Raw genomic sequence first — 12,569 nt, forward strand, 5'->3', positions numbered from 1 at the left:
TGGCCGGTGTCGCACCCAGGCGATAGCGTCGGGGGGTGGCTGCCTCTCAGAGTGCGTTGCAACGACTGGGTCGACGAACATCCACGCCGGGTCACACCGGCGCGGCGGCCCATCGTGCCGGTGTCCAGCGTCTGCTCGCCAGTTACCACGCGATCCCGCCCTCCGCGACGGTGCGCCTGGCGAAGAAGACCTCAAACCTGTTCCGGGCGCGGGCAAAGACGAATGCGCCCGGCCTGGACGTGTCCGGGCTCGGTGGGGTGATCTCGGTCGACCCCACCGCCCGCACCGCCGACGTCGCGGGCATGTGCACCTACGAGGACCTGGTCGCCGCGACCCTGCCGTACGGCCTGGCGCCGCTGGTGGTCCCCCAACTCAAGACCATCACCCTCGGCGGCGCGGTCACCGGCCTCGGCATCGAGTCGACCTCGTTCCGGAACGGGCTACCGCACGAGTCGGTGCTCGAGATCGACGTGCTGACCGGCAGCGGAGAGATCATCACCGCCACGCCCGACGGCGAGCACTCGGACCTGTTCTGGGGGTTCCCCAATTCCTACGGAACCCTCGGCTACTCCACCCGGCTCCGCATCGAACTGGAACCGGTGAAACCGTTTGTCGCGCTGCGGCACCTGCGCTTCGACGACCTCACCGACCTGCAGAACGCGATGGACCGCATCGGCACCGATCGAAGCCACGACGGTATCGCGGTGGACTACCTCGACGGCGTGGTGTTCTCCGCGACCGAGTCCTATCTGACCCTCGGCACGCAGACCGACGAGGGCGGTCCGGCCAGCGACTACACGGGCCAGCAGATCTACTACCGCTCGCTGCAGCAGCGCTCCACGGATCGGCTCACGATCGCGGACTACCTGTGGCGCTGGGACACCGACTGGTTCTGGTGCTCGCGGGCGTTCGGCGCGCAGAATCCGCGGATCAGGCGCGTGTGGCCGAAGCGCTACCGGCGCAGCAGTTTCTACTGGAAGCTGATCGCCCTCGACCAGAAGTACGACATCGGCGACCGCCTCGAACGCCGCAAGGGCAATCCGCCGCGCGAGCGGGTCGTGCAGGACGTCGAGGTACCGATCGAGCACACGGCGGACTTCGTGTCCTGGTTCCTGCGCGAGATCCCCATCGAGCCGCTGTGGCTGTGCCCGCTGCGGTTGCGCGAACCCGGGCCCGCGGGCGCGTCCGCCGTGCGGCCGTGGCCGCTGTATCCGCTCGAGCCGAAGCGCACCTACGTCAACGTCGGCTTCTGGTCGTCGGTGCCGATCACGCCGGGCGCCCCCGAGGGAGCGGCGAACCGGCTGATCGAGGACACCGTCGGACGGTTCGAAGGGCACAAGTCCCTGTACTCGGACTCCTACTACGACGCCGACGACTTCGCCCGCCTCTACGGCGGCGACAACTACTCCATCCTGAAGCAGAAGTACGACCCCGATTCGCGACTATTGGACCTGTATTCGAAGGCGGTGCAACGCAAGTGACCACGTTCAAAGACGCCAGTACCCAGACCCGCAACGGCCACCACAAGCTCTCGATCGCCGAGATCCTCGAGACCGTCGCGGACGGTGACATCCCGGTCCGCTTCACCGCCTACGACGGCAGCGCCGCGGGCCCGGAGGATGCCGAGTACGGGCTGACGCTCAAGTCCCCGCGGGGCACCACGTACCTGGCGACCGCGCCCGGCGACCTCGGCATGGCACGCGCCTATGTCGCGGGCGATCTCGAGGCGACCGGCGTCCACCCGGGCGACCCGTACGAGGTCCTCCGGGTGATGGGCGACGACCTGCACTTCCGGCGGCCGTCGGCGCTGACGATCGCGAGCATCACCCGCTCGCTCGGCTGGGACCTGCTGCGGCCCATCGCGCCTCCGCCGCAGGAGGCCCTCCCCCGCTGGCGCAGGCTGGCGGAGGGCATGCGCCACTCCAAGACCCGCGACGCCGAGGTCATCCACCACCACTACGACGTGTCGAACACCTTCTACGAGTACGTGCTCGGCCCCTCGATGACCTACACCTGTGCGGCGTACAAGTCGCCGAACCAGAGCCTCGAGGACGCGCAGGAGAACAAGTACCGGCTGGTGTTCGACAAGCTCGGACTCAAGGCGGGCGACCGACTGCTCGACATCGGCTGCGGCTGGGGCTCGATGGTCCGCTTCGCGGCCCGGCGCGGCGTCAAGGTGATCGGGGTGACACTGTCCGCCGAGCAGGCCGCGTGGGCGCAGAAGGCCATTGCCGACGAGGGCCTCTCGGATCTCGCCGAGGTCCGGCACTCCGACTACCGGGACATCACCGAAACCGGCTTCGACGCGGTGTCCTCGATCGGGCTGACCGAGCACATCGGGGTGCACAACTACCCCGCCTACTTCGGTTTCATCCAGTCCAAGCTGCGCGACGGCGGCCGGCTGCTCAACCACTGCATCACCCGCCCGGACAATCGGCACCAGGCGCGCGCGGGCGGGTTCATCGACCGTTACGTGTTCCCGGACGGCGAGCTGACCGGGTCGGGCCGGATCATCACCGAGATCCAGAACATCGGCCTCGAGGTCCGGCACGAGGAGAACCTGCGCGAGCACTACGCGCTGACCCTCAAGGCCTGGTGCCAGAACCTGGTGGACAACTGGGACGCCTGCGTCGCGGAGGTCGGCGAGGGCACGGCTCGGGTGTGGGGGCTCTACATGGCCGGTTCGCGGCTCGGGTTCGAACGCAATGTGGTGCAGCTTCACCAGGTGCTGGCCGTCAAGCTCGGCCCGAAGGGCCAGGCCGAGGTGCCGCTGCGCCCGTGGTGGAAGGGCTGATCGGCCAGGGACTCTCCTCCACTCACCCTCAGGTGTACGCACACACCTGAGGGTGAGGAATGGCGATATCGCCCCGACGCCGATCTGACCCAAAGCTGACCTACCGAACACTCGGTCAGTTAGTGTGGCTCGCATCACCACCGCGCCGAGGCGCACGGATGCGAGGAGAACTGATGCGTCGACGATCGAGCGGCCTACTGGCGGTGCTGACCGGGCTCGCGCTGCTGGCCGGCGGCCCCGCCGCCGCGCAGGGCAGCGGCGGCAGCGCGGTTGACCTCGGTAGCACCGCGTCCATCGAGACGGTCAACAGCCTGCCCGTCGACTTCCTATGGGGGGTGTCCTCATCTGGGTTCCAGTCGGAGGGCTACTCCCCGGACAGCAATTGGATCCGCTATGAAGCAGCAGGCAAGACCAAGGATCCGGTCGGCACATCGGCGGACTTCCGCCACCGCTACAAGGAGGACATCCAGTACGCGAAGGACCTCGGAGCCAAGGTGTACCGCATGGGCGTCGAGTGGGCGCGTCTCGAGCCCCAGCAGGGCCGCTACGACGAGAGCGCATGGGCGTTCTACGACGACGTGGTGGCCAGCATCCGCGCCGCAGGCATGCAACCGATGATCACCCTCGACCACTGGGTGTATCCCGGTTGGGAGTTCGACCGCGGCGGATGGAACAACGCGGACATGGTCACCGACTGGCTGGCCAATGCCCGCAAGGTGGTCGACCGGTACGCGAGGTACGACCCGTCCTGGATCACCATCAACGAACCGTCGGCGTACCTGTTCCAGGAGATCAGCCACGGTGGCCTCGATCCCGCGAACACCCCCGCCGCCCTCGATCGGTGGGCGGCCGTCCACAACGCGATCTACGACTACATCCACCAGGTGCAGCCGGGCGCGCAGGTGTCCTCGAACGTGGCGTACTTCCAGGTCGTCGAGGCCGCGATCGACACGACCTTCCTCGACCGTGTCGCCCACAAGCTCGACTTCATCGGTCTGGACTACTACTACTCGATGTCCCCCACGGACCTGAGCTACGCCAACGTCTTCTCGGAGCCATGGAAGGCCAGCGCGGCGCCCGACGGCCTCTACTACGCGCTGCGTCACTACGCGAAGCGCTTCCCTGGCAAGCCCCTGTACATCGTCGAGAACGGCATGCCCACCGAGGACGGCAAGCCCCGTCCGGACGGCTACGCCCGCGCCGACCACCTCCGCGATGCCGCCTACTGGTTGCAGCGGGCAAAAGACGACGGCATCAATGTCATCGGATACAACTACTGGGCAACCACGGACAACTACGAATGGGGCAGCTACACACCCCGTTTCGGCCTCTACACGGTGGACGGGAAGAACGATCCGACGCTCGAGCGGAAGCCGACCGAGGCGGTCCCGGCCTACCGGTCGCTCATCGCGCAGGGCGGAGTCCCGGCCGACTACCAGCCGAGCAGACCACCGACCGCGTGCTCGCTGGTGGACGGACTCGACAGCTGCCTGAGCCCGGCCAACTGATCGGCGACGCGGCGCAGGAGCGGTTAGCCCCGACCGCGCCGCGGAGCGTGATGCAGGGGCTGGTCCCGTGTGAGCGTCAGGTCGCGGCGGAGCACCGTCGTGAGCGCTTTCATCGCGCCGACCATGTCGAACGACTCGTCCTGGAGCCACTGCTCCTCCAAACCGGAGATCGCCCCGATGATGACGGAAGCCAGCGCAGTGGGGTCGACATCGGCACGCACCTCGCCCGCCTCGACGCCGTTTTCGATGAGGTCGGCCAGGTTCGTGCGGAACGACCGAATGCGCCCCTGAGCCCACTCCCGCGCGAGCTCGGGAGTGTCGTCGGAGTGGAAGAGGCCGACGTGAGCCAGCCGGGTGAGCTCGCGGTTCCGCTGATTTCGGGCGACGATCTCGTCGACGATGTCCAGTGCGCGCACCAGGGCCGCGCCCTCGTAGTCTCGCCCGATCTCGACCGAGTCGAAGGTCTGACGGTCGAGATCGGCGAGCACCGCGGTGAGCAGAACCTCCTTGCTCGGAAAGTGGTGCAGCAGGCCCGACTTCGTGATCCCTGATTCTCTCGCGACCGCGGCGAGCGAGGTCCCGCGGTATCCGTTGGCCGCAAACAGGGTGATCGCCGAGCTGACGATGTCGGCGCGCCGGGCAGCTCCCACCTGTTCGGCGTCGCGTGTTGTCGCCATCGTGTCCGATCTCCTCACCGTCGATTGACTGCGCACAGCCGGTCCAGCCGGTCAGCCTACGTTCCGAATCAACGTGCATCGACGCAAGTTCCGCGAATCCACGTTATGCAGACTGACCGATCGGTAGGCTACCCCAACCGACCGACCGCCTGGTCGGTTGGCTAGCTTCTACTGATCTACGTGACCGAGGAAGGACCCTGATGTCCAGATTTGATGACAGGCCGGCAGGCCGAACGGCGGTTGTCACCGGCGCGGCGAGTGGGATCGGCGCCGCGCTGGCTGCGGAACTCGGCTCGCGCGGCATGTCCGTCGTCGTAGCCGACATCGATGGCGATGGCGCACAGCGGGTCGCCGAGGGATTGCGCGCCAGAGGCGTGCGCGCGCTCGGCGTGCGGGTCGATGTGGCCGACCCCGAGTCCGTCGAGAATCTGGTGCGGGCCAGCTACGACGCGTTCGGCTCCGTCGAACTTCTCTGCAACAACGCCGGAGTGCTGCTGCTCGGAGATCTCGTCGACTCATCGATCGGCGACTGGCGGTGGCTGTCCGCCGTCAACGTCGAGGGCATGCTGAATTGCCTGTATGCATTCCTGCCCAGGATGCGGCGCCAGACCGGGTGGCGGCACGTGATGAACACGTCGTCGACGCACGCCTTCCTCCCGGACCCCGGGTTCACCGCCCTCTACAGCGCGGCCAAGCACGCCATTCTCGGGTTGACGCTCGGGCTGCGATCCGAGCTCGCCGCCGAGGACATCGGCGTCACCGCGCTCTGCCCGGGCCAGGCCGCGACCCGCATCCTCGACTCGCAGCGCAACCGCCCGACCGAGTTCGGCCGCCCGGCGACGGAGCCCTTCGGCACCGAGATCATCCCGATGGCGATCGAACCCGAGGACGTCGCGCGGCTCGCGGTCGAGGGCATCCTCCGCAACGAACCCATCGTCTTCGCGCTGCCCGAACACAGCCACGACCAGTTCCGGCAGCAGGTCCAGGATCTCTGGCGCCTGGCCGACAACGCCATTGCCGCCCAGAATGTGTCGTGAGGCGTCTGTGAGATGACAGACCCCCTCTCCCCCGCCGCTTCCGTCGAGGCGGACGGCCCCGGAACCGATATGTCACGACACAACACACGGGTCCGCGAACCGCGCTCCTATGTTGCCGCTCTCGCGCTGTCCTACTTCGGCTCCTACCTCGCGCTGATGACCCCGGTGATGTTCGCCCTGGCATTCAAACTGCAGCACATCACCGGAACGACGGAGAGCGCGACGCAGGCGCTCGGACTGGTCGCGGGCAGTGGTGCGATCGTGGGGATGATCGCCCAGCCGGTCGTGGGCCGCCTGTCCGATCGCACGCGCTCCTCGCTCGGCCGACGCAGGCCGTGGCTCCTGGGGGGCACCCTCGTCGGGGCTGCCGCCCTCGGATGCGTGGGGGTCGCCGACACCGTGCCACTGGTCCTTGTCGCCTGGTGTGTCGCCCAGGGCGGATTCGGTGCGGCGCTCATCGCCGCACAGGCGACCATTCCCGACCGGGTGCCCACGCGCAGGCTCGGACTGGTCTCGGGAATCATCGGAATCACCACCCCGCTCGCCATTCTCGTCGGAAGCGCCCTTGTCACAGTGTTGTCAGGCGATCTGGCGAGATTCCTTGTCCCCGGCCTGGCCGCCATCGTGTTGGCGATTCCCCTGCTGGCGCTTCTCGAGGATCCCCCGCTCCAGGGCACACCTCCGCCCTACGGCGTCCGAGAGTTCGTCAGTTCCGTCGCCTTCGACCCACGCGCACACCCCAATTTCTCCTGGGTGATGGCTTCCCGTTTCCTGGTGATGTTCGGCTATGCAGGAATCGGAACGTTCTTCCCCTTCTTTCTCGGCGAGAGGTTCCACCTCGGCGAGACCGATGTCGCGCAGGCGATTCTGGTGGTCAACGTGGTGGCGGTCGTGTGCCTCTCGCTGTCGGCGCCCATCGGGGGCATCGTGTCCGACCGGATCGGGAAGCGGCGGCCCTTCGTCGCTGTGGCGGGGCTGATCATGGCGGCAGGACTGCTGGCCTTGGCCCTCGCCCCCTCACTGGCAGTCGTCGTGGTGGCGCAGGGCATCATCGGCCTCGGCCTCGGTGCGTTCATGGCCGTGGACCAGGCCCTGGCCGTGCAGGTACTGCCGAATCCTGATGACAACGCCAAGGATCTCGGCCTGCTCGCCCTCGCAGGCACCCTCCCCCAATCCGTCGGGCCCGCGATCGCCCCGGTCGTCATCGGCCTCGGCAGCGCCACCTCCCTCGGCGGCTACGCGGCCTGGTACATCCTCGGCGCGCTTGCTTCTCTGGCGGGGGCGCTCGCGATCTATCGGGTCAGGGCGGTCCGCTAGCCCGCTGTCGACGGGCCCCGTCCTGGTCATCGACCACCGAACCAATCCACTGTGAGGACTGGACATTGACAACACTGAGAGACGATTTCCTCTGGGGAGCATCGAGTTCCGCCCATCAAACCGAGGGAAACAACACTGATGCCGACTGGTGGGAGTACGAGAACCTGTCGACCCCGTTCTTCCCCGAACGCAGCGGCGACGCCGTCGACAGCTACCACCGATACCCCGAGGACATGGCGCTGCTCGCCGAGGCCGGTCTCAACGCTTATCGCTTCAGCATCGAGTGGTCGCGGATCGAACCGGAGGATGGGCAGTTCTCCCGCGCCCAGCTGGATCACTACCGTCGGATGATCGAGACCACACGGGAACACGGACTCGAGCCGGTCGTGACGCTGCACCATTTCACCTCACCGCGCTGGTTCACCCGCGCGGGAGGGTGGCGCGATCCGGTAGCCGTCGAACGCTTTTCGCGCTATGTCGATCGGGTCTCGCAGATCCTGAACGGTGTCAACTGGGTCTGCACCATCAACGAGCCCAACATGGTCGCGCTCGGTATTCGGTACTTCGACCTGGCGATCGGCGCGGCTGACGATAACGCGAACGGCAGGCTGGAACCCGACTGCGAGGTCGGCGACGTCCTGGTGCGTGCGCACCGTGAGGCGGTGGAGATCCTCCGCACCGCCACCACCGCCAGGATCGGCTGGACGGTAGCGCAGCAGGCGTTCGAAGGAACACCGGGGAACGAGGGCGCACTCGCGCGGGCGAATCACACCTGGGAGGACAGGTACCTGGAAGGCGCCCGGGGGGACGACTTCTTCGGGGTCCAGGCCTACACCAGTCAACGAGTGGGAGCCGACGGACCGATCCCCCATCCGGCGGACCCCGGCAACACGCTGACGGGCTGGGCGTATCGCCCCGATGCTCTCGGCGCCGCGCTACGCCGGGCCTGGGACATCACCGAGCAGGTGCCACTACTGGTGACGGAGAACGGGATTGCCACCTCCGACGACTCGCGGCGAATCGCGTACACCACCGAGGCGCTCACCCATCTGGAGGCGGCGGTCGCCGATGGCATCGACGTCCGCGGCTACCTGCACTGGAGCGCGCTCGACAATTTCGAATGGGGGCGCTGGGCGCCGACGTTCGGCCTGATCGGCGTCAACCGCGAGACCTTCGCCCGTACACCGAAGCCGAGCCTCGCGTGGCTCGGGCGCGTCGCGCGGAACAACGGGCTCGAGCCTCCCGTGAGCCCGCCTCGATGATGCCTTCCCAGTCGAGGCGTCGATACGCTAACCTACCAACCACTCAGTCAGCTTGCGCAGCGCAGTGCGAGCAAGTCGGAAGGATCCGCATGTCACGGGATTTCAGGTACGGACTGCTCGCGGCGATCTGCGTGTCCGCCTTGGCGGCGACGAGTGTCACCGCCACCGCATGGGCGGGCGCGCCCGGCGCCGGATGCGGTGATCGACACTGGGTCAGCACCTGGTCCGCGAGCCCGACCGATGCGGTCGAGAGCACCGGTCCCGAGACGCCGGGCGGCGAGCAGACCTACCGCGTCGTGGTGACGCCACACCGCGGCGGAGACAGCGTGCGGATCCGGCTCACCAACCGGTTCGGAAGCGAACCCGTCACCTTCACGCGGGTGACCGTCGGACGCCAGACCCAGGGCGCCGCACTCGATCCGGATTCCGTCCGTCCCGTCACCTTCGCCGGCGGCAGCACGTCGACGACGGTCGCGCCGGGAGCGGACGTCGCGAGCGACCCCGTACCGATCACTGTGGAGGGATTCGAACCGCTGTCGATCAGCATCCACACCGACGGCCGGTCAGGTCAGGTCACCGGGCACGCCAGCGGGAACGCGACGAGCTACTACACGCCGCCCGGGCTCGGGGACCACACCGCGGACCTCGCTGGCGACGCCTTCAGCCAGACCACCACGCGCGTGCCGTTCGTGTCCCAGGTGGACATGCTGGCCCCGGCCGGCGTCACGACGGTCGTGGCCTTTGGGGATTCGGCCACCGACGGGCATGTGGGTGCCGACTTCTTCGGCACGCAGCAGGTTGCCGGGGTCGTCGATCAGAACGTGCGCTACCCGGACTTCCTTCAGCGTCGGCTCGACGAGGCAGGCAGCGATGTGGTTGTCACGAATGCCGGAATCGGCGGAAACCGATTGCTCTCCGACGGACTGGTCCCCGCACTCGGGCGGGCGGGCGAGTCCCGGATCGAGGCCGACGTGCTCACCCAGCCCGGTGTCACCGATGTGATCGTCTGGATCGGGATGAACGACCTCGGCATGCCCATCGGCGCACCGTACGAACAACTCGTCACGGGATACACGAGGGTCATCGACCGGCTACACGACGCGGGCCTGCGGGTTCATCTCGGCACCATGATGCCCGCGTCGAACGGGCTCGCCGACGGACTGACCAGCTTCCCGCCTGCCGATCCCGTTCGGGTCCGGGTCAACTCGTGGATCCGGTCCCAGCGACTGTCCGACAGCGTGATCGACTTCGACGCTGCCGTGCGTGACCCGAACAACCCCAGCATCCTCGAGCGCAGGTACGCCAGCGCGGACAACCTCCACCCGACCCCCGACGGATACCGGCTGATCGCCGACACCGTGGACATCACCGAGTTCACAGGGAACGAATGCACCGCCGTGAACGGATCCGATAATTGACTGTGAAGACTGAAAGGAACTGCATGGCTATGGGTTTCAAGTACGGACGTGCCTCCGCGGCCTGTGCGGTCCTGACGACCGCGATCAGCCTGTTCACCGCCGCCGTTGTGAATGCCGGTATACCCGAACCCGCGGCCACGGCCGAATCGGCTCCTGGATCGGTGACCACGGCGGACCTCGAGTACCCGACAGGCCATGGCCCCGGGGCGATGACGGTCTACACCCCAGCCGGCAGGGCATCCCCGGCGCCGGCGATCGTCATGGTGCACGGCGGCGCCTGGGCAAAGGGTTCACGTGCGCTGCTCGACGAGGAAGCCCGCAAGGCCACTGCCGAGGGCTTCGTCGTGTTCAACATCGACTACGAACTGGCAGCGCCTCGAAACCCACGCCAGTACCGGGACGTGATGGCCGCGATCGAGTACATCCACACTCACGCAGACGATTTCGGGGTCGCCGCCGATCGGATCGGCGGACTCGGGACATCGGCGGGCGCACACCTGCTCATGCAGGCCGTGACCGCGGGGCACGCCCCGCTGAAGGCGGTGGTCGGGTGGTCCGGTCCCTACGACCTGACCGTCCAGAGCACCCCGAAGGACACCGCATTCTCGATCGCCGCGGCCGCGGTCCATCTCGGCTGTGTGTCCACCGTCAGCCCGTGCGCCGAGCTGGCTGCCGACGCGTCGCCGATCCGGCACGTCTCGGCGGGGAATCCACCGGTGCTCCTGTTCAATTCGGCCGACGAGTTCATGCCCGTCGAGCAGATGACCGCGTTCGCCGATCGCCTGCGTTCCGTCGGCACCCCGGCGGAAACCCTCGTGATTCCCGGATCGAGGCACGCGGTGGCGTATTCGGACGCCGCGCTCGCCCCGACTCTTGCCTTCCTCCAGCAGCGCCCCTGAGGGGACCGCCCCGAGACGGAGCCCTGCCTAGCCGACGGGATCGCCGGAGGGGGCGGCCTGCCGTACGCCGCGGGCGATCTCGGCGGCGGCGGTCTGCACCGCCGCACTCATCCTGCGGTCCGTGGTGATCCGGCTGAGCGGTCCGCAGATCGAGAGGGCCGCTGGTGTCGGGTGCCCGTGCGCGATCGGCGCGGCGACACACCCGAGGCCGGGCAACGCCTCACCCCGGTCGTAAGCGACCCCCTCGACGGCGACCCGATCGAGCTCGTCCTCCAGCTCGCGCCTGCCGCCGGACCTCTGCACGTCCCGCCGGTTCAGCCGACCGAACACCGGCTGGTCGAGGGCCTCCCGCGGGAGGGAGCTCAGCAGCGCCTTGCCCACCGCCGACCGGTGCGCCGGGTACCGGCCACCGATCCGCGACGGGATCTTGGCGCCGAACGAGCCGGAGATCTTTTCCCAGTAGACGCCGTCGGCCCCGTCGAGGAAGGCCAGGTGGACCACGGCCCCCGTGGATCGGTGCAGCTCCTGCATCGTCGGCAGGGCGGTCCGGTGGAACCAGTGGTTGCGCACCGCCCTCGATCCCAGCTCGAACAATCGGACGCCGATCTCGTACCGCGTCCCGACCCGGGTAAGCCACCGCCTCTGCACCATCTTCTCGAGCAGTCGGTGAGCTGACGACGTCGGGATCCCCGTCAGTCGAGACGTCTCACTGAGCGTGAGGTGCCCGCAGTCGTCGAGTGCCTGCAGAACCAGCTCGATCCTGTCGAACATCGCCATCGATTGCATCTGCTCACGGTCGTTCACCGCCACGACGTTCTCTCTCATCCGAGTCGGCTAGACGCCGAATCCGCCGGACACCGAGATCTGTTGCCCGGTGATGTAATTGGCCTCGTTCGATGCCAGGAACACGCATGCCGCCCCGATGTCGGCGGGCTTGCCCCAGCGCTTGAGCGGCACCAGCTTGTGGACCTCGCGTTCCCACTCCTCGTCGAAGACTCCCTGCGCCTTGAGCTCCAGGAACATGCCGGCCTCGATGACACCGACCAGCACCGAGTTGGCCCGGATGTTGTGCGCGCCTTCCTCCTTCGCGATGCCGCGGATCAGCGATTCGTTCGCTGCCTTCGGGATCACCGACAAGCCGTCGAGCGCCGGGAACCAGTGGTCACCCGCGGACCCGAGGTGGACGAACGAACCCCCGCCATGTGCACGGAAATGCGGCAGCACGGCGTGCGCGGCGGTGAACAGTCCCAAGGCCTCGATCTCGATCGATCGTCGGTACTGCGCGGGTGTCGTCTCGGCGACGGTGATCTGGTCGACGACCGGGCCGGCTCCCCACACCACCGTGTGGATCCGCGAGTGTTCGCCGATCACCTCCCCGAGCACGCGAGAGACGTCCTCGTCGGCGCGGACGTCGACCTGGTGCGCGCTCGCCTTCACCCCGAGCGCCCGCAGCTCGGTCACCGTTTCCTCGGCCACCTCGCGCTTGGAGTTGTAGCAGACCGCGACGGCACTGCCGGCGCGGGCGAACTCCCGGGCGACGCCGCGCCCGATACCGCCGCTACCACCGAACACCAGGGCGGCGCCCTCCGGAAAGCTCAAAGTCAGCATGTTCGTGCCCCGTTCGTATCCGATCCGAATCCCGCGACACCCTCGGACG

General features: G+C 67.8%; 11 protein-coding genes. 8 read left to right on the plus strand and 3 right to left on the minus strand.

The window, feature by feature from the left end; translation table 11 throughout:
• Positions 1-65 precede the first annotated feature (65 nt).
• From C8K38_RS19410 to C8K38_RS19420, 3 genes are all read left to right on the plus strand, one after another.
• Positions 66-1,481, plus strand: coding sequence for an FAD-binding oxidoreductase (locus tag C8K38_RS19410; RefSeq protein ID WP_097213143.1), 1,416 nt, complete (start codon positions 66-68; stop codon positions 1,479-1,481).
• Complete coding sequence (locus C8K38_RS19415) at positions 1,478-2,794, plus strand: class I SAM-dependent methyltransferase (RefSeq protein WP_097213059.1); 1,317 nt, start codon at positions 1,478-1,480, stop codon at positions 2,792-2,794. The genes C8K38_RS19410 and C8K38_RS19415 overlap by 4 nt, the downstream gene beginning before the upstream one ends.
• A gap of 173 nt (positions 2,795-2,967) precedes the next feature.
• On the plus strand, positions 2,968-4,302 hold the full coding sequence (locus C8K38_RS19420; protein WP_245221070.1) for a family 1 glycosylhydrolase: 1,335 nt from the start codon (positions 2,968-2,970) through the stop codon (positions 4,300-4,302).
• A gap of 23 nt (positions 4,303-4,325) precedes the next feature.
• On the opposite strand, the gene C8K38_RS19425 is transcribed toward C8K38_RS19420, so the two are convergent.
• A complete protein-coding gene (locus tag C8K38_RS19425; RefSeq protein ID WP_097213061.1) occupies positions 4,326-4,979 on the minus strand; it encodes a TetR/AcrR family transcriptional regulator in 654 nt (217 codons plus the stop codon).
• Positions 4,980-5,179: 200 nt separating this feature from the next.
• On the opposite strand from C8K38_RS19425, the gene C8K38_RS19430 reads away from it, so the two are divergent.
• The 5 genes from C8K38_RS19430 (at position 5,180) to C8K38_RS19450 (ending at position 10,912) form a co-directional block, all read left to right on the plus strand.
• Positions 5,180-6,016: an SDR family NAD(P)-dependent oxidoreductase gene (locus C8K38_RS19430; RefSeq protein WP_097213062.1), complete on the plus strand. Its 837-nt coding sequence runs from the start codon at positions 5,180-5,182 to the stop codon at positions 6,014-6,016.
• A 12-nt stretch (positions 6,017-6,028) separates the two neighbouring features.
• Positions 6,029-7,333 (plus strand): MFS transporter, encoded by a 1,305-nt coding sequence (locus tag C8K38_RS19435; protein WP_097213063.1) that lies wholly within the window; start codon positions 6,029-6,031, stop codon positions 7,331-7,333.
• Positions 7,334-7,398: 65 nt separating this feature from the next.
• Positions 7,399-8,595, plus strand: coding sequence for a glycoside hydrolase family 1 protein (locus C8K38_RS19440; RefSeq protein WP_209927841.1), 1,197 nt, complete (start codon positions 7,399-7,401; stop codon positions 8,593-8,595).
• A gap of 89 nt (positions 8,596-8,684) precedes the next feature.
• Complete coding sequence (locus C8K38_RS19445; RefSeq protein WP_097213064.1) at positions 8,685-10,013, plus strand: GDSL-type esterase/lipase family protein; 1,329 nt, start codon at positions 8,685-8,687, stop codon at positions 10,011-10,013.
• 23 nt (positions 10,014-10,036) lie between these two features.
• Positions 10,037-10,912, plus strand: a complete 876-nt coding sequence (locus C8K38_RS19450) for an alpha/beta hydrolase (RefSeq protein WP_097213065.1) — start codon at positions 10,037-10,039, stop codon at positions 10,910-10,912.
• A 27-nt stretch (positions 10,913-10,939) separates the two neighbouring features.
• On the opposite strand, the gene C8K38_RS19455 is transcribed toward C8K38_RS19450, so the two are convergent.
• Together C8K38_RS19455 and C8K38_RS19460 are read right to left on the minus strand one after the other, a co-directional pair.
• Positions 10,940-11,737: an IclR family transcriptional regulator gene (locus tag C8K38_RS19455; protein WP_097213066.1), complete on the minus strand. Its 798-nt coding sequence runs from the start codon at positions 11,735-11,737 to the stop codon at positions 10,940-10,942.
• A 9-nt stretch (positions 11,738-11,746) separates the two neighbouring features.
• Positions 11,747-12,520, minus strand: coding sequence for an SDR family NAD(P)-dependent oxidoreductase (locus C8K38_RS19460; RefSeq protein WP_097213067.1), 774 nt, complete (start codon positions 12,518-12,520; stop codon positions 11,747-11,749).
• Positions 12,521-12,569 lie beyond the last annotated feature (49 nt).

The sequence above is a fragment of the Rhodococcus sp. OK611 genome (genome assembly GCF_003050885.1).
GTDB classification, from domain to species: domain Bacteria; phylum Actinomycetota; class Actinomycetes; order Mycobacteriales; family Mycobacteriaceae; genus Rhodococcus_G; species Rhodococcus_G oryzae.